Raw genomic sequence first — 20,276 nt, forward strand, 5'->3', positions numbered from 1 at the left:
CGGTCGCTTCCCGCGTACACGCAGAGGACCGGCAACCGAAAGGCCGTGCGCCCCCGTCCGCTACAGCGGGGGCGCACGGCCGGTGTGGGGAGCGGTCGCCGGTGCACTCAGCGGGCCGGGCTCGGCCCCGGGGCGCGCCGCTCGGCGGGGCGGGTGCGGCGCTCGCGCGGGCCGCCCAGGAGGATCGCCGTCAGACCGAGGACGGCCCACGCGGTCAGCACCAGGGCCGGGGCCAGGGCGCCGGCGCCGTCGAAGAAGGACACCGACCTGAGGAGCGACGCCCCGGCGCCGGGCGGGAGGAGCTGGCCGAGGGCGCCCGCGGGCTCGGGGAGCATCTGGGGCGCGGAGGAAGCGCCCGCGAACGGGTTGCCGAGGAACACGATCAGCAGGGCACCCAGACCGAGGCCCGCCCTGCCCAGCAGCGCGGCGAGCCCGGCCACCGTGGCGCCGACGGCCAGGGTCGCCAGGCCCAGCGCGCCGGCCTCGGCCCACCAGTGACCGCCGAGCACACCGAGCCAGCTGTCGGCGAGGGTGGCGGCCACGGCCCCGACCAGCGCGGCTGCCCCGATCAACGCGGCCGCCGCACGACCCCGGCGCAGCCCGAGCAGGGTGACCATGGCGCCGGACGCCGTGCCGGCCAGGGCCAGGGGCAGCACGCTCGAACCGAAGACCGCGCCGCGCGGGTCGTTCGCCGGGCCGGCCACCACGTCGGTGGTCGTCACCCGGGCGCCTTCCTGCGCGGCCTGCTCCGTCACGGCCTGTTGCAGCAACTGGGCCACCATCGGGCTCGCGGCCGAGGCGGTGAGCAGCTTGGGCCCGGCCGGGGAGACGACCACCGCGCCGTATACATCCCGGCCCTCGATCGCGTCCCGGGCGGCCGCCTCGTCGGCGTAGCGATGGATCTCGAACGCGCCGTCCCGCTGCTCGAGCTGCTGTTCGACCTGGGTGACGGCGGCCGCCGGTCCGGCCACGCCGAGCGGCAGGTCGCGCGGTGCGGTGCGGGCGCCTGGCCAGGCGAAGGCCCAGAGCGCGAGCGCGGCGACGAGCGGGACCAGGACGACGATCGCGACCATGCGGCGGCCGGGAGGTACCGAGTGGCCCGGGGTCGCCGCGCCGGTGGAAGGGGTGGCTGCGGCGGGGGTGGTGCCTGTGCCTGTGCCCGTGGCCTGGGCCGCGGTGGATGCAGCGGACGGGGCGGACATCTGGGTCTCCTTAAAAAGAAGGATCGTTCGTTTTTCTTGAGTTCACCATGCTCCCGGGAGTCGCGCTTGTCAAGAAGGAACGTTCGTTTTACGTTTGGCGGCATGCCCCGCGTATCCCAGGAGCGCCTCGACGCCCGCCGCCGCCAGATCCTCGACGCGGCCGCCCGCTGCTTCGCCCGCAACGGCTTCCACGCCACATCCATGCAGGACGTGCTGAAGGAGGCCGACCTGTCCGCCGGGGCGGTCTACCGCTACTTCAGCGGCAAGGATGAACTGATCGCCGCGATCGCCGGCACGGTCCTCGCCGAGGTGCGCGCAGCGTTCGAGGAGGCCACCACCGACAGCCCTCCGCCGCCACCGGACGTGGTGATCGGCACGGTCCTGCGCCGGGTCCTGCACCGCCAGCCCATGCTGGAGGAGGCGGGGGAGTCCCTCTATCCGAGGCTCATGGTCCAGGTCTGGGCGGAGACACTGCGCAACCCCGAGCTGCACGCCATCCTTCAGGAGGGGTTCGCGGAGGTCCGCAAGCCATGGGTCAAGATCGTCGAGGCGTACCAGGACGCCGGCATGATGCGGACCGACATCCCCGCGATCAGCGTCGCTCGGACGATGGTGGCGCTCGCCCAGGGGTTCCTCGCCCAGTACGCGCTCTTCGGGGAAGCGCCGGTCCAGGTGGTCGAGCTGGGTCTGCAGGCGCTGACGAGCATGGACGACCCGAAGGCCCGGGACTGAGCGGGCGGGGCGTTAACGTCGCCGAAACGCCGCCCAATTAGCCTGCGGCCACGCCACCAGCGAATTTGCCCGGTGGCGAGGCAACCGGATCCCGCACGGTCCGGAGCGAGGATGTGAGGTGGACGCCGTGCAACTGACCCCGCACGAGCAGGAGAGGCTGCTGATCCATGTGGCGGCCGACGTGGCGGAGAAGCGCCGGGCCCGCGGCCTGAAGCTGAACCACCCCGAGGCCGTCGCGCTCATCACCGCGCACCTCCTGGAAGGCGCGCGGGACGGCCGTACGGTGGCCGAACTCATGGCGTCCGGGCGGAAGTTGCTCACCCGGGACGACGTCATGGAGGGCATCCCCGAGATGATCCACGACGTCCAGGTCGAGGCGACCTTCCCGGACGGCACCAAGCTCGTCACCGTCCACGACCCGATCGTCTGAGGGGGGCCCGTGATTCCCGGAGAGATCCTGTTCGCCTCGGACCCGATCGTCTACAACCAGGGCCGCGAGGTCACCCGGCTCACCGTCCTCAACGCCGCCGACCGGCCCGTCCAGGTCGGCTCCCACTACCACTTCGCCGAGGCCAACCCCGGCCTGGAGTTCGACCGCGCCGCCGCGCGCGGCAAGCGGCTGAACGTCGCCGCCGGCACCGCCGTGCGCTTCGAGCCCGGGATCCCCGTCGACGTCGAACTCGTACCGCTCACCGGCGCCCGTGTCGTGCCCGGTCTGCGCGGGGAGACCGGAGGTGCCCTCGATGCCTGAGATCTCGCGTGCCGCGTACGCGGACCTGTTCGGCCCCACCACCGGTGACCGCATCCGGCTCGCCGACACCGATCTGCTCGTCGAGATCGAGGAGGACCGCTCCGGCGGACCCGGTCTCGCCGGCGACGAGGCCGTGTTCGGTGGCGGCAAGGTCATCCGCGAATCCATGGGCCAGGCGCGTGCTACGCGCGCAGAAGGCACCCCGGACACCGTCGTCACCGGCGCGGTGATCATCGACCACTGGGGCATCGTCAAGGCCGACATCGGCATCCGCGACGGCCGGATCACCGGCATCGGCAAGGCGGGCAACCCCGACACCATGGACGGGATCCACCCCGACCTGGTCATCGGCCCCGAGACGGAGATCATCGCGGGCAACGGGCGGATCGTCACCGCCGGGGCCATCGACGCCCACGTCCACTTCATCTGCCCGCAGATCGCCGACGAGGCCCTGTCGTCCGGTGTCACGACCCTGGTCGGTGGCGGCACGGGACCGGCGGAGGGCTCGAAGGCCACGACCGTCACACCCGGCCCCTGGCACCTCGCCCGGATGCTGGAGGCGATGGAGCAGTACCCGCTCAACATCGGGTTCCTCGGCAAGGGCAACACGGTCTCGCACGAGGCGATGCTGTCCCAGATCCGCGGGGGCGCCCTCGGCCTCAAGCTGCACGAGGACTGGGGTTCGACCCCGGCCGTCATCGACGCCTCGCTGACCGTCGCCGAACGGACGGGAATCCAGGTCGCCATCCACACGGACACCCTCAACGAGGCCGGTTTCGTGGGGGACACGCTCGCGGCGATCGCCGGGCGCGGGATCCACGCCTACCACACCGAGGGCGCGGGCGGCGGGCACGCGCCCGACATCATGACCGTGGTCTCCGAGCCGCACGTCCTGCCCAGTTCCACCAACCCGACCCGGCCCTACACCGTCAACACCGCCGAGGAACACCTCGACATGCTGATGGTCTGCCACCACCTGAACGCGGCCGTGCCGGAGGACCTCGCGTTCGCCGAGTCCCGGATCCGGCCGTCGACCATCGGGGCCGAGGACATCCTGCACGACCTGGGCGCGATCTCGATCATCTCCTCCGACGCGCAGGCCATGGGCCGGGTGGGCGAAGTCGTCCTGCGGACCTGGCAGACCGCGCACGTGATGAAGCGACGGCGGGGCGCGCTCCCCGGCGACGGGCGTGCGGACAACCGACGGGTACGTCGCTATGTCGCCAAGTACACGATCAACCCGGCGCTCGCGCAGGGTCTTTCCAAGGAGATCGGGTCCGTCGAGAGCGGAAAGCTCGCCGACCTCGTGCTGTGGGAGCCCGCGTTCTTCGGCGTCAAGCCGCAGCTCGTGATCAAGGGCGGGCAGATCGCCTACGCGCAGATGGGCGACGCCAACGCCTCCATCCCCACGCCGCAGCCGATCCTCCCGCGTCCCATGTACGGGGCCATCGGGCGGGCGCCCGCCTCCAACTCGTTCAACTTCGTGGCACCGCTCGCCATCGAGGACGGGCTGCCGGAGCGGCTCTCGCTGGGCAAGCGGTTCGTCGCCATCGAGTCGACCCGGGGGGTCACCAAGGCCGACATGCGGGAGAACGACGCGCGGCCCGAGGTGCGCGTCGACCCCGACAGCTTCGCCGTGCACATCGACGGGGAACTGGTCGAGGCGACACCGGCCGCCGAACTGCCCATGGCCCAGCGTTACTTCCTCTTCTGATGGCTGGGGTCCGTGATGTCTAGGGCGACTCTTCTCGTCCTGGCCGACGGCCGCTTCCCCGCCGGGGGGCACGCGCACTCCGGCGGGGCCGAGGCGGCCGTCAAGGCCGGGCTGATCACCGGGGCGGAGGGCCTGGAGGCGTTCTGCCGGGGGCGTCTGCACACCGCCGGACTGGTGTCGGCGTCCCTCGCGGCCGCCGCCGCGCTGGGTGTCGACCCGGTCGAGCTGGACGTGGCCGCCGACGCCCGTACGCCGTCGCTCGCGCTGCGGGTCGCCTCGCGGAAGCTGGGGCGGCAGTTGATGCGGGCGGCGCGGGCGACGTGGCCCTCCGGGGAGCTGGACGCGGTGGCGCGGGCGTTCCCCAAGGGGGCGCACCAGCCGGTCGTGCTGGGGGTCACCGCCCGTGTCGCCGGGCTGAGGGCGGACGATGCCGCGTACTGCGCCGCGTACGAGAGTGTGAGCGGGGCGGCCAGTGCGACGGTGCGGTTGCTGAGTCTCGATCCGTTCGAGGCGACGGGGGTGTTGGCGCGGTTGGCTCCCGAGATGGACGGGGTGGTGGGGGCGGCGGTCGAGGCGGCGCGGGGGGTGGGGGCCGGTGGGGTGGGGGGTCTGCCGGTGGCTTCCGGGCCGTTGTCGGAGATCGGTGCGGAGGTGCATGCGGCTTGGCCCGTGCGGTTGTTCGCGTCCTGAGAGGGGTTCGCCCCCGCCGCCCCTACCCGTCCCATCCTCAAGGGGCTGCGCCCCTCCCCCCAGGCGTCCGTCCGGTGGGGCTTCTCGCGCAGTTCCCCGCGCCCCTGAAAAGACGGGGCTGCGCCCCGGCTTTTCAGGCCCGCGGCCTTTCGCCTTCTGGGCCGCGGGTGCCTGCAGCATTTAGGGGCGCGGGGAACTGCGCGACCAGCCCCCGCCGCCCCGTACCCGCCCACGACCGTTCTCCCCGAGCTATTCCGCGCAGATCCCACCCCCCCCCTCGAACAAGGAGCCGCACTCATGCATCTGGACCACACCCACTCCCACGACGGCCCCTCTGCCCTCGCCGCGGACGCGCGGCGGCCCGACGGGACTCGGCGGGCCCTGCGCGTCGGGCTCGGTGGGCCCGTGGGGTCCGGCAAGACGGCGACCGTCGCCGCGCTGTGCCGGGCGTTGCGGGACGAGTTGTCCCTCGCGGTCGTGACGAACGACATCTACACCCGGGAGGACGCAGAGTTCCTGCTGAGGGAGGCCGTGCTGCCGCCCGAGCGGATCACGGCCGTGGAGACGGGGGCGTGCCCGCACACGGCCATCCGGGACGACATCTCCGCGAACCTGGAGGCCGTGGAGGATCTGGAGGACGAGGTCGGACCGCTCGACCTGATCCTCGTCGAGTCCGGCGGCGACAATCTGACCGCCACCTTCTCCAAGGGCCTCGTCGACGCGCAGATCTTCGTCATCGACGTGGCCGGGGGCGACGACATCCCCCGGAAGGGCGGGCCCGGTGTCACCACCGCCGATCTGCTCGTCGTCAACAAGACGGACCTCGCGCCGTACGTGGGGTCCGACCTCGCCCGGATGGCCGCGGACGCGAAAGCGCAGCGGGCGCACCTGCCCGTGGTGTTCCAGTCGTTGCGCGGCGAGACCGGGGTCGCGGACGTCGCCGCCTGGGTCCGGGAGAAGCTCGCGTCGTGGACGGCATGACGGTGGTCCGAGGGGCCGCAGTGCGGCGGGACAGGGGGACCACCGGTGTCCGGGCCACCGCGCGTGTCGCGGCCCGCGCCGACGGGCGGGGCGGTACGGCCCTGCCGGTGCTGGAGAGCGACGGACCCCTGGCCCTGCGGCGCACCCGGGGGAGCGGTGACGCGGCGCGCGTCATGCTGGTCGGGGCGATGAGCGGGCCGCTCGGCGGGGACCGGTTCGCCGTCGAGGCGGAGGTCGGCGAGGAGGCCCGGCTGGACGTCGGGTCGGCCGCCGCGACGATCGCGCTGCCCGGGCAGGCCGGTGGAGAGGCCCGCTACGACGTACGGATCGACGTGGCCGCCGGAGGCGAACTGCGGTGGCTGCCCGAGCAGTTGATCTCCGCCCAGGGGAGCGACCTGGCCGTGTCGACGCGGCTCGAACTCGCCGTGGGGGCGCGGTCGGTGTTCCGGGAGGAGCAGGTGCTCGGCCGGGCCGGTGAGGAGCCGGGACGGTTGCGGAGTCGGCTCACCCTGCTGCTCGGCGGGCGGCCGTTGCTCGACCAGGAGGTGGGGTGCGGGCCGGGGGCACCCGGCGGCTGGGACGGACCCGCGGTGCTCGGCGGACACCGGGCGCTCGGGCAACTGCTGGTCGTACGGCCGGAGTTCGTCGACAAGCTGCCCGAGCCGAGGGTGTTGGGGGAGACTGCCGTGCTCACTCCGCTCGCCGGCCCCGCGGTCCTCGTCAGCGCGCTCGCCCCCGACGCGCTGCGGCTGCGGCGTGTGCTCGACCAGGCTCTCGCGGAGTTGGACGGTTGAGGGGGAGCCAGTCCGCCATCCGCTGAACGGGACTTTCCGCACCGGTTATCGGATTAGTAAAGAACGCGTCGGCCCCCTGTTCCCAGGTGCCTCGCAGGTACGAGGATCCCCGTGACCATTCGACAGTTCGAATCGATGTACGGGGAGTTCCCTCTTGAGAGGTATGAGGCCGACGAGAAGGGCGGGAGCGTTCGGCTCCGCCGGACTGCTCGTCACGGCGACCCTGATAGCCAGTGCCGTCACCGCGCCCGCGGCCGGTGCCGCGGACGGTGCGAGTGCGCGGGACCGTGAGGCCAAGGGAGTCGCCGTAGCCGCCGAGAAGGCGGCGAAGAAGGGCATCGCCTGGCAGGACTGCCCCGAGGGCTGGGGCCTGGAGAAGCCCATCCAGTGCGGCTGGGTCACCGTGCCGCTGGACTACGCCAAGCCGAACGGCAAGCAGATCAAGCTCGCCGTCGACCGGATCAACAGCACCGGTACCAAGGAGGAGCGCCAGGGCGCGCTCATCTACAACCCCGGCGGTCCGGGCGGCTCGGGCCTGCGCTTCCCGCGCCGGGTCACCACCAAGAACCCGTTGTGGGTCAACACGGCCAAGGCCTACGACTTCGTGGGCTTCGACCCGCGTGGTGTCGGCAAGTCGGCGCCCATCTCCTGTGCCGACCCGCAGGAGTTCGTCAAGGCGCCCAAGATGGACCCGGTCCCGGACTCCGAGGCCGACAAGCGCAAGCAGCGCAGGCTCGCGGCGAAGTACGCGGCCGGCTGCAAGGAGCGCAGCGGCGCGATGCTGCCGCACATGACCACCCCGAACACCGCGCGTGACCTGGACGTCATCCGGGCCGCCCTCGGGGAGAAGAAGCTCAACTTCCTCGGCGTCTCGTACGGCACGTACATCGGCGCCGTCTACGGCACCCTCTTCCCGAACCACGTGCGCCGCATGGTCGTCGACAGCGTGGTGAACCCCTCCCGCGAGAAGATCTGGTACCAGGCCAACCTGGACCAGGACGTCGCCTTCGAGGGCCGCTGGAAGGACTGGACGAAGTGGGTCGCGGCGAACGACGCCACCTACCACCTCGGTGACACCCGGGCGAAGGTGCAGGCGAACTGGCTGAAGCTGCGCGCCACCGCGAAGAAGAACCCGCTCGGCGGGCTGGTCGGCCCGGCCGAGCTGATCTCCTTCTTCCAGAGCGCCCCGTACTACGACTCCGCGTGGGCACCCACCGCCCAGGTGTGGAGCAAGTACGCCGCCGGTGACACCCAGGCGCTGGTCGACGCGGCCGCCCCGGACCTCACCGACACCGCGGGCAACGCCGCCTCCGAGAACGGCAACGCCGTCTACACGGCGGTCGAGTGCACCGACGCCAAGTGGCCCACGAGCTGGAAGAAGTGGGACCGCGACAACACCCGGCTGCACAAGAACCACCCGTTCATGACCTGGGCCAACGCCTGGATGAACCTGCCGTGCGCCACCTGGCAGTCCAAGCAGTACACCCCGGTGGACGTCAAGACCAACAAGGGCCTGCCGCCCGTCCTGATCGTCCAGTCCGAGCGGGACGCGGCCACGCCGTACGAGGGCGCCGTCGAGCTGCACAAGCGGTTCAAGGGTTCGCGTCTGATCACGGAGACGAAGGCCGGCTCCCACGGAGTCACCGGCCTGGTGAACCCGTGCGTCAACGAACGCGTGGACACCTACCTGCTCACCGGCAAGGTGGGCAAGGCCGACGTGAAGTGCGCCCCGCACGCCACGCCGACCCCGTAGGACCTCCACCCGTAGCGTGAAGGGGCCGTAGGGCCATGAGAGAACGGTGAGGGGGCGACCGGCAACGTCGGTCGCCCCCTCACCCATGCGCCGCTCACGCCCCTGCGCGGGCGTTCACGCCTGTCGCCCCGCCAGCCAGGCGTCCTCGGCCGCGTAGTCGAAGAGGTCCCCGTACACCTCGGCCATCCGGGGGTAGGCCTCACGCCAGTCCCGTCCGCCCGCCAGCCTGTCCTCGATCCACGCGACCGTGCGCGGCAGCGACTCCGCGTACCGGACCACCGGGCGGTAGTCCAACTCCCGCTCCGCCGCCGACATGTCGCACACCACGGGCATCGGCACCGACCACGGAGTGTCGCCCACCGTGGGTGACGGGGCGGGACCGTCCACGAGCACGTTCTCCGTCCGTACACCCATCACCGCGTCGATGGCGGCGGCGATCTCCACGACGGTGGGCGCGTCGGGGTCGACGGCGTTCAGCGCCCGGGAACCGGGCCGGGCGGCGGCCAGCCGGATCAGCTCGGCGATGTTGTGGACGCTCGCCGGATGGAAGCGGCTCGCACCGCCGTACGCGAGGACCCGGCGCGGCCTGCCGTCCAGGTTGCGCTTGACGAAGTAGAGCTCGCGCGGGGTACGGCAGTACGGTCCGTGGACGGCGCCCGCGCGCAGCAGGGTCGTGGGCAACCGGTCGCCCCCGGCGAGGAGTTCACGCTCCAGGCCGGCCTTGCGGGTGCTGTACGAGGTGTCGCCCGGCCGGACCGTGCGCTGACTCTCGGGCAGGGGCGACGGGTAGGCGGGGAAGCCGCCGGGCTCCGCCTGGGTGTCGAAGTTGCGGCCCTCGTCGTCCTCGTACACCGAGACGCTGGAGACGACGACCGCCGAGCCCACCCGGTCGGCCAGCGCCAGCAACTGCCGGGCGTGTTCGGGGCCGTAGGCGACCACGTCCACCAGCGCGTCGCAGCCGTCACCGATCGCGGCCGCCAGTGCCGCGTCGTCGCCACGGTCGGCGGAGACGCTCCGTACCTCATCCGGCCAGTCGTCGTCCCGGCCGCCGCCCCGCGAGACGGCCGTCACCTCCCACCCGTCGCGCGCCAGCGCGCCCACGGCCACCCGGCCGATCTGTCCCGTCGCTCCGATCACCACAGCACGTCGTGTCATGGCCCCGACCGTACGATGTCCGGGCGGCGGGTGCGGGGACGCTCTGCCACCGGCAGAACGCCTGGACCGATGCGCTCAACTCAGCGGCATGCGCGGGAACCTGCGCTCCTTCGCCGCAGCGGCCTCCTCCGCCTTCACGACGGCCGCGTACTGGTCGACGTACTCCTGCTCGGAGAGCGCGAGGATCGCGTACATGATCTCGTCGGTGATGGCGCGGAGCACGGCCTTCTCGTTCTCCATGCCCTCGTAGCGCGAGAAGTCGAGGGGCTCGCCGAAGCGGATGACGACGGGGTGGATGTTGGGGATGACCTTGCCCGGGGGTTGCGCCTCGAAGGTGCCGATCATGGCGCACGGGATGACGGGCACCTTGGCCTTGAGCGCCATGACGGCGACGCCGACCTTGCCCTTGTAGAGGCGGCCGTCGTGCGAACGGGTGCCCTCGGGATAGATGCCGAGGAGCTCGTCCTTGCTCAGCACGCCGAGCCCCTCACGGATGGCTGCCTGGCCCGCCTCCTTGCCGGAACGGTCGACCGGGATCTGCCCGACGCTGTGGAAGAAGAAGGCCGTCAACCTGCCCTTCAGGCCCGGTCCGGTGAAGTACTCGGCCTTCGCCAGGAAGGTGATGCGGCGCTTGAGGATCGCGGGCATCAGGAAGTGGTCCGAGAAGGACAGGTGATTGCCCGCGACGATGGCCGCGCCCGACGACGGCACGTGTTCGAGGCCCTCGATGCGAGGCCGGAAGACCAGTCTCAGCAGGGGGCCCAGAAGCACGTACTTGAGCAGGTAATAGAACACGGCGTCTCCCTCGCGCTACCGGATCGGCTCTGTGGACGTGTTCGGACTCACGAGGACTCCTCGCCGACCTCGCTGACGCAGCGTCAGGCGAATGAGCGCTGGTGGGCCTCGTCCCGCGTGTCGACGATTGATCGTAGCCCTACGTGCCACGTCACCGGGAGAAGGCCGGAGGAAACCGAACAGCGAGAACGCCGACCCGCCCCCGGCGGACCGGCCCCTGCGGACCGGGAGAGCGGGGGCGCGGCGGACGGCGGACCGGGGGACCCTGCTCCGAGTCCTCCGCACCGCCGAGGCATGAGGGACCCCGCACCGCCGACCCGGGACCGGACCCCGCACCGCCGTGCCCCGATCGGACCCGGCGGTGCGGCGGATCTCAGGAGGTCTCGCCCAGGACCTCCCCCAGCGTGTTCAGCGCCGAACGCAGTTCCGTCGCCGTGATCGTCAGGGGCGGGGCCAGCCGGATGGTGGAGCCATGGGTGTCCTTGACCAGGATGCCCCGCTCCATGAGACGCCGGCTGATCTCGCGGCCCGTACCGATCGCGGGGTCGACGTCGACGCCCGCCCACAGTCCGCGCGCCCGGAAACCGACCACGCCCCGGCCGACCAGTTCCGTGAGCCCCTCCCGCAGCACCCCGCCGAGTTCGGCGGCCCTGAGCTGGAACTCCCCGGTGCGCAGCAGCTCGACCACCGCCGAACCGACCGCCGCGGCGAGGGGATTGCCGCCGAACGTCGAGCCGTGCTCGCCGGGCCGCAGGACCGACAGCACCTCACGGCGGGCCACCACCGCGGACACCGGCACGATGCCGCCGCCGAGCGCCTTGCCGAGCAGAACGGCGTCGGGGAGGACGTCCTCGTGTTCCACGGCGAGCGTCCGGCCGGTGCGGCCGAGGCCCGACTGGATCTCGTCCGCGATGAACAGACAGCCGGTGCGCCGGGTCAGCTCGCGGACCCCGCGCAGATAGCCGTCGTCCGGGATGAGCACGCCCGCCTCGCCCTGGATGGGCTCGATGAGCACCGCCGCCGTCGTCTCGTCGACCGCCGCCTCCAGCGCCGCGAGGTCGTTGTACGGGACCACCCGGAACCCGGGCGTGAACGGGCCGAAGCCGTCCCGGGCCACCGGATCCGTGGAGAAGCTGACGATCGTCGTGGTCCGGCCGTGGAAGTTGCCGTCGGCCACCACGATCGTCGCCCGGTCGGCCGGGACGCCCTTCACCTCGTACGCCCACTTGCGGGCGACCTTGATCGCGCTCTCCACGGCCTCGGCGCCCGTGTTCATCGGCAGCACCATGTCCAGGCCGGTCAGCTCGGCCAGCGACTCGGCGAACTCGGCGAGCCGGTCGTTGTGGAAGGCCCGCGAGGTGAGGGTGAGGGTGTCGAGCTGGCGGTGCGCGGCCTCGATCAGCGCCGGGTGGCGGTGGCCGAAGTTGAGGGCGGAGTAGCCGGCCAGCATGTCCAGATAGCGGCGGCCCTCGACGTCCTCGACCCAGGTGCCCTCGGCACGGGCGACCACCACGGGCAGCGGATGGTAGTTGTGCGCGAGGACGGGCTCCTCGGCGCGGATCAGGTCGGCCGACGAACGTGCGCGGACGGGAGCGGTCATGAGCGGATCTCCTGAGTGACGCACTTGATGCCGCCGCCGGCCTTCTGGAACTCCGAGAGGTCGACGGGGACGGGAACGTAGCCCTGCCGGTCGAGCTGGTCGGCGAGCTCCTTGGCGCGGGGCGAGATGAAGACGTGACGGCCGTCGGAGACCGAGTTCAGGCCGAAGGCCATGGCGTCCTCGCGGGTGGCGATCACCGCGTCCGGGTAGAGGCGGGCGAGGACCGCGCGACTGCCGGGGGAGAACGCCTCCGGGTAGTACGCGATGTTGCCCGGGGAGCCGTCGCTCCCCTCGTCCAGGACGAACAGCGCCGTGTCCAGATGGTAGAACCGCGGGTCCACCAGCTGGAGGCTGACCACGGGGACGCCGAAGAACTCCTGCGCCTGGCGGTGCGCCTCTCGGGTGGTGCGGAAGCCGGTCCCGGCGAGCAGATAGCGACCGGTCGGCACCAGGTCGCCCTCTCCCTCGCACACCGACTCGGAGCGGCACACCTCGTACCCGGCGTTCTTGAACCACGCGTCGTAGGCGGTGGACTCGGCGCGCCGCTCGGGCGCGTGGAACAGCGAGCCGAGGACTCGGCCGCCGAGGACGAGCGCGCAGTTTGCCGCGAACACCATGTCCGGCAGCGCCGCCACCGGCTCCACGGCGTCCACGGTGTGACCATGGGCCCGGTAGGCGCGGATCAGTTCCTGCCACTGATCCTGGGCGAGGTCGACGTCCACGGGGACGTCCGGATGCATCCAGGGGTTGATCGAGTACTGCACGGCGAAGTGTCTGGGTTCGCAGACGAGAAAGCGCCGAAGGCGCGGCACACGGCTGTCGGGCACAGAGGGTTTCTCCGCTTCCTGACGGTGTCGACTGGGATGACACCACGGTAGGAATCAGGCCAGGCGCACGACAAGAAACAAACGTTGCGTGTTCGCGCAGTAATGCTGCGTGTTGAAGGCGCTCAGCGCACGTTCGCTGCGTCCTGGGTCGCGGCGGCCTCCGGAGCCTCCGGCAGCAGGTGCGACAGCACCATGTAGCTGATCGTCTTCCGGATGAACGGCTCGGTGCGGATCCGCTCCAGCACCTCCTCGAAATGCTCCACGTCGACCGCCCGCACGTGCAGCAGCGCGTCCGCGCCCCCGGTCACCGTCATCGCCGCCGTGATCTCCGGATGGTTGCGGACCACCTCCGCGAGCCGCCGGGGCGGTGCCGCACCCTCGCAGTACACCTCCACGTACGCCTCCGTGCGCCAGCCGAGCGCGGCCGGCTGCACGGTGGCCGTGAACCCGGTGATCACCCCGGTCTCCCGCAACCGGTCCACCCGCCGCTTGACCGCGGTGGCCGACAGCCCGATGTCCGAGCCGATCTCGGCGAAGCTGGTCCTCGCGTTCGCCATCAACGCCGTGATGATCTTGCGGTCGAGCTCGTCGAACGCCGCGGACTTGCTGTTCATGAGGGCACTGTAGCCAGCGGAAGGCGTCCGCGACCCCCAGCGCGAAGGCCTCCGCAGCGCGCCCGTGTGCAGGAGTACGAATTACTCCTACACTCCACGTTCATGCTGCGCGCGCTCGCCGTCGATGACGAGAAACCCTCCCTGGAGGAGCTGCTGTACCTGCTGAACGCGGATCCACGGGTCGGCAGCGCCGAGGGCGCCAACGACGCCACCGAGGCACTGCGCCGGATCAACCGCGCCCTGGAGTCCGGCCCCGACGGGCCCGAGGCGATCGACGTCGTCTTCCTCGACATCCAGATGGCCGGCCTCGACGGCCTCGACCTCGCCCGCCTCCTCACCGGCTTCGCCCGGCCCCCGCTGGTCGTCTTCGTCACCGCGCACGAGGGCTTCGCCGTCCAGGCCTTCGACCTCAAGGCCGTCGACTACGTCCTCAAACCCGTACGCCGGGAACGCCTCGCCGAGGCGATCCGCCGTGCCGCCCAGCTCCGCGAGGCGACCACGGCCCCGGCCCCGTCGATCCCCGTCCACGAACCCGACCCCGACCAGATACCCGTCGAACTCGGCGGGGTGACCCGCTTCGTCACCGTCGACGACATCACCCACGTCGAGGCCCAGGGCGACTACGCCCGACTGCACACCCCGCAGGGCAGCCACCTCGTCCGCATCCCCCTGTCGACCCTCGAGGAGCGCTGGCGCGCACGCGGGTTCGTCCGCATCCACCGCCGCCATCTCGTCGCCCTCCGGCACGTCGGCGAACTCCGCCTGGACGCGGGCACGGTCAGCGTCCTCGTCGGCTCCGTGGAACTCCAGGTCAGCCGTCGCCACGCCCGCGAACTGCGCGACCTGCTGATGCGCCGGACCACGGGCTGAGGAGCCGCCATGCCGAACGACCCCACCGAACGCCGCGTCGTCGTCACCGGAGTGCCCCGCCGCACCCCCCGCCCCGGCCACCAGCGCCCCCGCACCGAGATCGACGAACAGACCACCCTCGGCCACACCTACGTCCGCTCCCTCATGCGCAGCCAGCTCCGCGCCGCCCTCGCCGTGTTCGCGGTCCTGGTCCTGCTGGTCGGCCCGCTGCCCCTGGTCTTCGCCGCGATGCCGGACGGAGCCGGCCTGGAGTGGGCCCTCCTCGGCTTCGGCGTCTACCCACCCCTGGTCCTCCTGGCCCTGCGGCACGTACGCCGCGCCGAACGCAACGAACAGGACCTCGTCCGCCTCGTCGAGGACCGCTGAGGCGACGGAAGCAGTGAACCCGTGAACGAGAACTACGCCGTCCCCGCGGTCGCCCTCGTCGTCGTCGCGACCGTCCTCGTCGGCGCCTTCGGCCTGCGCATATCCCGCACCACCTCCGACTTCTACGTCGCCTCCCGCACCGTCGGGCCCCGCCTCAACGCGGCCGCGATCAGCGGCGAGTACCTCTCCGCCGCGTCCTTCCTCGGCATCGCCGGCCTCGTCCTCGTCCAGGGCCCCGACATGCTCTGGTACCCGGTCGGCTACACCGCCGGCTACCTCGTCCTCCTGCTGTTCGTCGCGGCCCCGCTGCGCCGCTCCGGCGCGTACACCCTGCCCGACTTCGCCGAGGCTCGGCTCGCCTCCAAGACCGTACGACGGCTCGCGGGCGCCTTCGTCGTCGGCGTCGGCTGGCTCTACCTCCTGCCCCAGCTCCAGGGCGCCGGTCTGACGTTGAACGTGCTCACGGACGCCCCCGAGTGGCTCGGCGGCGTCATCGTCGCGGTCGTCGTCTCCGCCACGGTCGCCGCCGGCGGCATGCGCAGCATCACCTTCGTCCAGGCCTTCCAGTACTGGCTCAAGCTCACGGCCCTCCTCGTCCCCGCGCTCTTCCTCGTCCTCGCCTGGCAGGGCGACGGTGCCCCGCGCCACGCCTTCGACGAGCCGGCGACCTTCCGCGAACAGCGTGTCGTCCGAGTCGACGAGACCGTCGACCTGAAGCTCGGCGGCCCGCTCACCGTCACCGCCACCGGCACGATCGACGGTCGCCGCTACGACGACCGGCGCGTGGACCTGCCCGGCGGCACCCACCGCATCGAGAAGGGCACCCGTCTGACCTTCACCGAGGGCGACACCGTCCCCGTCGCCGACCGCGGCACCAACGGCGGCATGTCCACCTCGCTCGCGTCCGGCCGCGAGGAACGCCCTCTGTACGCCACCTACGGGCTGATCCTCGCCACCTTCCTCGGCACCATGGGCCTGCCCCACGTCGTCGTCCGCTTCTACACCAGCCCGGACGGGGTCGCCGCCCGCCGCACCACGGTCGTCGTCCTCGGCATGATCGGCGTCTTCTACCTCCTGCCCCCGATCTACGGGGCACTCGGCCGGCTCTACGCCCCCGACCTCACCCTCACCGGCGACGCCGACGCGGCCGTTCTCCTGCTCCCCGACCGGATGATCGGCGGCCTCGGCGGAGACCTGCTCGGCGCGCTGGTCGCGGGCGGCGCCTTCGCCGCGTTCCTGTCCACCGCGTCCGGACTGACCATGGCGGTCGCCGGCGTCCTCACCCAGGACGTGCTGCCCGCCCGGGGCGTACGCCACTTCCGGCTCGGCACGGTGCTCGCCATGGCGGTGCCGCTCGCCGCGAGCGTCCTGGTCGGCGGGCTGCCCGTCGCCGACGCGGTCGGCCTCGCCTTCGCCGTCTCGGCGTCCTCGTTCTGCCCGCTGCTCGTCCTCGGCATCTGGTGGCGGCGCCTGACCCCGCCGGGCGCCGCCGCGGGCATGCTCGTCGGAGGCGGCGCGGCCCTCCTCGCGGTCGCCGCGACCATGGCCGGATACCCCGGCACCGGCACCCTGCACGCCCTGCTGGCCTGGCCCGCCCTCTGGTCCGTACCGCTCGGCTTCCTCACGATGGTCCTGGTGTCCCTGGCGACCCCCGGCAAGGTCCCGCCCGAGACACCGGCCATCCTGGCCCGCTTCCACCTCCCGGAGGAACTCGTCGGCGGCCGGACCCGCGCGGCGACCAAGGAGATCGAACTGTGGCGGCGATGAGGGGCGACCGGGACGGGAACCCACGAGCGGTGAGCGGTGTACCAGATGCAGGAGGTGAGCGATGAGCGGTGAAGTGACCGGTTTCCTGGCCGGGTTCTGCGTGGCCGTGCTGCCGCTGCTCGCGGCCGGCTTCTGGCTCGGCCGGCGTACGGTCCGCCCCCGCAGCAGCCTCGGCGGGCTCGGCACACCCGTCGAGCACGCCACCTTCCAGACCCTGCACACCGCCACCCTCGCCGCGCCTCCGCTGCGCGCCGGCCTCACGGAGGAGACGGCCCGCAGATCGGCCAAACGGCTGCGCACCCTGCTCGGCACGGACGCGCTCTGCCTCACCGACCACGAGTCCGTCCTCGCCTGGGAGGGCGTCGCCGAGCACCACCGCGCCGAGATCATGGGGCGCCTGGCGGGCCCCCTGGAGACCGGTCGGGGCGAGGCCTTCCCGCTGACCTGCGACATCATCGACTGCCCGGTGCGCTGGGCGGTGGTCGCCCCCCTCACGGTCGACGACCGGGTCCACGGGGCGCTGGTCGCCTGTGCCCCCCGCGAGTCCGCCGTTCTCGTCCGGGCGGCAGGCGAGGTCGCCCGCTGGGTCTCCGTCCAGCTCGAACTGGCCGATCTCGACCAGTCCCGCACCCGCCTGATCGAGGCCGAGATCAAGGCCCTGCGCGCCCAGATCTCCCCGCATTTCATCTTCAACTCGCTCGCGGTGATCGCCTCGTTCGTCCGCACCGACCCCGAGCGCGCTCGCGAACTGCTGCTGGAGTTCGCCGACTTCACCCGCTACTCGTTCCGCAGGCACGGCGACTTCACCACCCTCGCCGACGAACTCCACGCCATCGACCACTATCTGGCGCTGGTGCGGGCCCGCTTCGGCGACCGGCTCTCGGTCACGCTCCAGATAGCCCCCGAGGTCCTGCCGGTCACCCTGCCCTTCCTCTGCCTCCAGCCCCTCGTGGAGAACGCGGTGAAGCACGGCCTCGAAGGCCGGTCCGTCACCGCCGCCGGCAAGAGCCACATCAGCATCACCGCGCAGGACGCCGGAGCCGAGGCGCTCGTCGTCATCGAGGACGACGGCGTCGGCATGGAACCGGACGTGCTCCGCCGTATCCTCGCCGGCGAGAGCAGCCCGTCCGGCGGGATCGGCCTCAGCAATGTCGACGAGCGGCTGCGCCAGGTGTACGGGGACGACCACGGCCTGGTCATCGAGACAGCGGTGGGCGCAGGCATGAAGATCACCGCCCGGCTGCCGAAATACCAGCCGGGCGTACACCCGGACGGGGGAATACCCCGCACCTGAGGAGCACCCGGGGCGAACGCTGTTGCTGAGCCCCCGGTGGGACTCAGCTGCGTGCCGCCACCATCCCCAGTGTCAGCAGACCCAGGACGACCCAGCCGAACCACAGCCAGCCGTTGCTGCCGAGGGCCACCGAGTAGGCCGTCACCATGACCAACCCACCGACGGTGAGCACCCCCATGGCCTTCGTCGAACCGGGCATCGCGACACCCTTCCTCAGGTCCTCAGGCTTCTTCTCCCTCCATGGTGCCCCCAGTGGCGGAAATGACAGTGCAGACGACGAAATGTGCGCCCTTTTTCCAGCCGTCCTTGCTGACCCAGAAGCCGGAGCCGGTCCGGTCAGGCTCATAGCCGTACTGCACCGGCGGCAGGTTCTCCTCGCAGGCCGCCAGAGCCCGTTTCTGCGCCTTGTCGTAGGTGATGCCGGAGCTCATCTCATGGAACCCGAGCACCTTCTCCCGATGGCGGCCCTGGCAGGACACCAGCCGGATCTTGTTCTCGGAGATGCGGTCGAAGCAGTCCTGCTTCTGCAAGGTGGCCACGTCGACGAGCACCGTCTCACCCACCGTCCGGTACTCACCGATCGGCCCCCACACCGGCCTGCGCTCGCCCAGCAGCAGACAGGCGACCCGGCGCCCGGCGGCGTCGAAGCCGTCGTCGGTCGGCACCACGGCGAGGGAGCGGACGTCCACGAGCCTGTCCCGGGCCTCCGCCGTGAGCTGCTCGCACCGGGCCGTGCCGCCCGCGCGGGCGTCCTCGGCGGACGACACCTCGTAGGAGGCCATCACCTGGCCGTCCATCGCGGGCCCTGCGCACCCGGCGACGATCCGAAGCCCGGCCGGGTCCGTGAACGGGGTGTCGCGCCAGGTGACGTCCACGCAGTCACCGTCCTTCAGCGGCTCGGTCAGGCCCACGGTCTGGCCGTACGGCAGCGTCGCGTTCCCGCCGCCTCCGCCGCCGAGCCCGTCCGTCAGCTCCTTCATGTTCCCCATGGCGTACCAGGTTCCGCCGACGACCAGAGCGAGCCCGAGGGTGGTCGCCACGCCCGCGAGCAGGGCGCGGCTGCGGTGCCGGCGGTGATGCCCGCCGGCGCCCTGCGCCCGGTGCTCCGGCGGGGACCAGCCGTCCGCACGTGCTGCTGCATTCCCTCCTCCCGGCTCGCCGGCTCCGCCCGACGGCGCGTACCACGGCGTCTCGTGCGCGCCCGGAGGGGCGAGGGGGTACGCGTGATCCGCCGTGTGCGTGGGCCCGCTCGCCCACTGGGGTTGCGAGCCGAGGTCGGTCTCGGTGCGCGGGTGGGCCTGGGGCATGACGATCGCGGAGAGCGCCGCCTCGGTCTCGGCGGCGGTGATCCGGCGTACGGGATCCTTGGCGAGCATGGCGGTCAGCACCGGTTCCAGCGCGCCCGCCCGCAGCATGGGACGCGGTTGCTCCAGGACCACGGCGGTGAGCGCCGCGATGTCCGAGTCGCGGTCGAACGGCCCGTACCCCTCGACGGCGTGGTAGAGCGTGCAGCCCAGCGAGAACAGGTCGGACGCGGCGGTCGGCGGCCCGCCCTGCGCCCGCTCGGGTGCCAGATACCCGGCGGTCCCGACCAGGACATGGGTCCGGGTGTACCGGGTCTCCTGGGTGTCCGGCTGGACGGAGATGCCGTAGTCGGTGAGGAGGACGCGGGCGTACGGTGATCCGGTGCGGTCCGGGGCGAGCAGGATGTTGGCCGGCTTGACGTCCCGGTGCATGATGCCGCGCTCGTGCCCGGCGGTCAGCGCGTCCAGCACGGCGAGTCCGATGCGGGCGCACTCGGCAGGCGCGAGAGCGCCTCGCCGGCTCACCAGCGCCTTCAGGTCCAGGGCGCCCGGCACGTACTCCATGACGATCCACGGCAGCTCGTCCTGTTCCAGGACGTCGTGCACGGTGACCACGTTCGGGTGGGCGCGCAGTCCGGCGGCGTGCCGGGCCTCCGCGCGGGCGCGGGCCACGCGGGCGGTGCGCTCCTGCTCGGCCTCGCCCGGATGCCGGAACGCGATCTCCTTGAGCGCCACCTCGCAGTCCAGCTGACGGTCGTGCGCCAGCCAGACATGGCCCATGCCGCCGCTGCCCAGCTGATTCAGCAGGAGATAGCGGTCGGCGATGACCCGGCCGACTCCCGAATGCGGTGCGTCTGACTGCATCGGTCACTCCCAGGGGTCAGATCCACATGAACCGGGCCGGTTCCTGGACGGGGTCGCCCGGTGGCCTCGAATCGCTCGGATTCCCCGGATCTCCGGGGCCGTCGGAGGGTGGGTCACCGGTCGGATCGGGAGCGCTCGTGGGGATGTCGGTGGGCGGGCCGCTCTCCTCCGGCGGAGTCGGGTCGGGGTCGGGAGTGGTCGGC

At 72.0% G+C, this 20,276-nt stretch carries 20 protein-coding genes and 1 pseudogene; 12 read left to right on the top strand and 9 right to left on the bottom strand.

The genetic code is table 11. The features are described 5' to 3' along the window. Window positions 1–107: 107 nt before the first annotated feature. Entirely contained in the window at window positions 108–1,202 is a 1,095-nt protein-coding gene (locus GWK25_RS17795) for an ABC transporter permease (RefSeq protein WP_215451288.1), read from the bottom strand. Window positions 1,203–1,304: 102 nt separating this feature from the next. On the opposite strand from GWK25_RS17795, the gene GWK25_RS17800 reads away from it, so the two are divergent. From GWK25_RS17800 to GWK25_RS17835, 8 genes are all read left to right on the top strand, one after another. After that, on the top strand, window positions 1,305–1,934 hold the full coding sequence (locus GWK25_RS17800) for a TetR/AcrR family transcriptional regulator (RefSeq protein ID WP_215451291.1): 630 nt from the start codon (window positions 1,305–1,307) through the stop codon (window positions 1,932–1,934). A gap of 127 nt (window positions 1,935–2,061) precedes the next feature. Then, window positions 2,062–2,364, top strand: coding sequence for an urease subunit gamma (locus tag GWK25_RS17805; RefSeq protein WP_037727756.1), 303 nt, complete (start codon window positions 2,062–2,064; stop codon window positions 2,362–2,364). Window positions 2,365–2,373: 9 nt separating this feature from the next. After that, on the top strand, window positions 2,374–2,685 hold the full coding sequence (locus GWK25_RS17810; RefSeq protein WP_184896850.1) for an urease subunit beta: 312 nt from the start codon (window positions 2,374–2,376) through the stop codon (window positions 2,683–2,685). Further along, complete coding sequence (locus GWK25_RS17815) at window positions 2,678–4,399, top strand: urease subunit alpha (RefSeq protein ID WP_215451296.1); 1,722 nt, start codon at window positions 2,678–2,680, stop codon at window positions 4,397–4,399. The genes GWK25_RS17810 and GWK25_RS17815 overlap by 8 nt, the downstream gene beginning before the upstream one ends. 15 nt (window positions 4,400–4,414) lie before the next feature. Next, window positions 4,415–5,089, top strand: a complete 675-nt coding sequence (locus GWK25_RS17820) for an urease accessory protein UreF (protein WP_215451302.1) — start codon at window positions 4,415–4,417, stop codon at window positions 5,087–5,089. Window positions 5,090–5,386: 297 nt separating this feature from the next. Continuing rightward, a complete protein-coding gene (ureG, locus tag GWK25_RS17825; protein WP_215451305.1) occupies window positions 5,387–6,070 on the top strand; it encodes an urease accessory protein UreG in 684 nt (227 codons plus the stop codon). Continuing rightward, the gene (locus GWK25_RS17830) at window positions 6,067–6,864 is read left to right on the top strand and encodes an urease accessory protein UreD (RefSeq protein WP_215457412.1); all 798 of its coding nucleotides are present in this window, start codon (window positions 6,067–6,069) and stop codon (window positions 6,862–6,864) included. Before ureG ends, GWK25_RS17830 begins: the two co-directional genes overlap by 4 nt. A 163-nt stretch (window positions 6,865–7,027) precedes the next feature. Continuing rightward, the gene (locus GWK25_RS17835) at window positions 7,028–8,617 is read left to right on the top strand and encodes an alpha/beta hydrolase (RefSeq protein ID WP_215451309.1); all 1,590 of its coding nucleotides are present in this window, start codon (window positions 7,028–7,030) and stop codon (window positions 8,615–8,617) included. Window positions 8,618–8,731: 114 nt separating this feature from the next. On the opposite strand, the gene GWK25_RS17840 is transcribed toward GWK25_RS17835, so the two are convergent. From GWK25_RS17840 to GWK25_RS17860, 5 genes are all read right to left on the bottom strand, one after another. Beyond that, window positions 8,732–9,757, bottom strand: coding sequence for an NAD(P)-dependent oxidoreductase (locus tag GWK25_RS17840; RefSeq protein ID WP_215457413.1), 1,026 nt, complete (start codon window positions 9,755–9,757; stop codon window positions 8,732–8,734). Window positions 9,758–9,847: 90 nt separating this feature from the next. After that, a complete protein-coding gene (locus GWK25_RS17845) occupies window positions 9,848–10,567 on the bottom strand; it encodes a 1-acyl-sn-glycerol-3-phosphate acyltransferase (RefSeq protein ID WP_215451311.1) in 720 nt (239 codons plus the stop codon). 373 nt (window positions 10,568–10,940) lie between these two features. After that, window positions 10,941–12,167, bottom strand: a complete 1,227-nt coding sequence (gene rocD / locus GWK25_RS17850; protein ID WP_215451314.1) for an ornithine--oxo-acid transaminase — start codon at window positions 12,165–12,167, stop codon at window positions 10,941–10,943. Further along, on the bottom strand, window positions 12,164–12,994 hold the full coding sequence (gene ddaH / locus GWK25_RS17855; protein ID WP_215451317.1) for a dimethylargininase: 831 nt from the start codon (window positions 12,992–12,994) through the stop codon (window positions 12,164–12,166). Before ddaH ends, rocD begins: the two co-directional genes overlap by 4 nt. A 122-nt stretch (window positions 12,995–13,116) precedes the next feature. Continuing rightward, window positions 13,117–13,608, bottom strand: a complete 492-nt coding sequence (locus GWK25_RS17860; protein ID WP_045562354.1) for an Lrp/AsnC family transcriptional regulator — start codon at window positions 13,606–13,608, stop codon at window positions 13,117–13,119. 102 nt (window positions 13,609–13,710) lie between these two features. Here GWK25_RS17860 and GWK25_RS17865 point away from each other — a divergent pair, with 102 nt between their 5' ends. The 4 genes from GWK25_RS17865 to GWK25_RS17880 all read left to right on the top strand — a co-directional run bounded on the left by GWK25_RS17865 (window position 13,711) and on the right by GWK25_RS17880 (window position 17,905). Then, window positions 13,711–14,478: a LytTR family DNA-binding domain-containing protein gene (locus GWK25_RS17865; RefSeq protein WP_215451321.1), complete on the top strand. Its 768-nt coding sequence runs from the start codon at window positions 13,711–13,713 to the stop codon at window positions 14,476–14,478. 9 nt (window positions 14,479–14,487) lie between these two features. After that, complete coding sequence (locus GWK25_RS17870; protein ID WP_215451324.1) at window positions 14,488–14,844, top strand: hypothetical protein; 357 nt, start codon at window positions 14,488–14,490, stop codon at window positions 14,842–14,844. Between the two features lie 21 nt (window positions 14,845–14,865). Next, a complete protein-coding gene (locus tag GWK25_RS17875; RefSeq protein ID WP_215451327.1) occupies window positions 14,866–16,611 on the top strand; it encodes a cation acetate symporter in 1,746 nt (581 codons plus the stop codon). A gap of 73 nt (window positions 16,612–16,684) precedes the next feature. Continuing rightward, entirely contained in the window at window positions 16,685–17,905 is a 1,221-nt protein-coding gene (locus tag GWK25_RS17880) for a sensor histidine kinase (protein WP_215457414.1), read from the top strand. Between the two features lie 43 nt (window positions 17,906–17,948). On the opposite strand, the gene GWK25_RS17885 is transcribed toward GWK25_RS17880, so the two are convergent. From GWK25_RS17885 to GWK25_RS17895, 3 genes and pseudogenes are all read right to left on the bottom strand, one after another. Further along, a complete protein-coding gene (locus GWK25_RS17885) occupies window positions 17,949–18,104 on the bottom strand; it encodes a hypothetical protein (protein WP_215451331.1) in 156 nt (51 codons plus the stop codon). Window positions 18,105–18,126: 22 nt separating this feature from the next. Then, window positions 18,127–20,073: a serine/threonine-protein kinase gene (locus tag GWK25_RS17890; RefSeq protein ID WP_215451334.1), complete on the bottom strand. Its 1,947-nt coding sequence runs from the start codon at window positions 20,071–20,073 to the stop codon at window positions 18,127–18,129. 16 nt (window positions 20,074–20,089) lie between these two features. Then, window positions 20,090–20,276: pseudogene (locus tag GWK25_RS17895) on the bottom strand (hypothetical protein); the annotation flags it as partial.

The organism is Streptomyces sp. ATCC 21386 (genome assembly GCF_018728545.1).
In the GTDB taxonomy this organism is placed as follows: Bacteria; Actinomycetota; Actinomycetes; order Streptomycetales; family Streptomycetaceae; genus Streptomyces.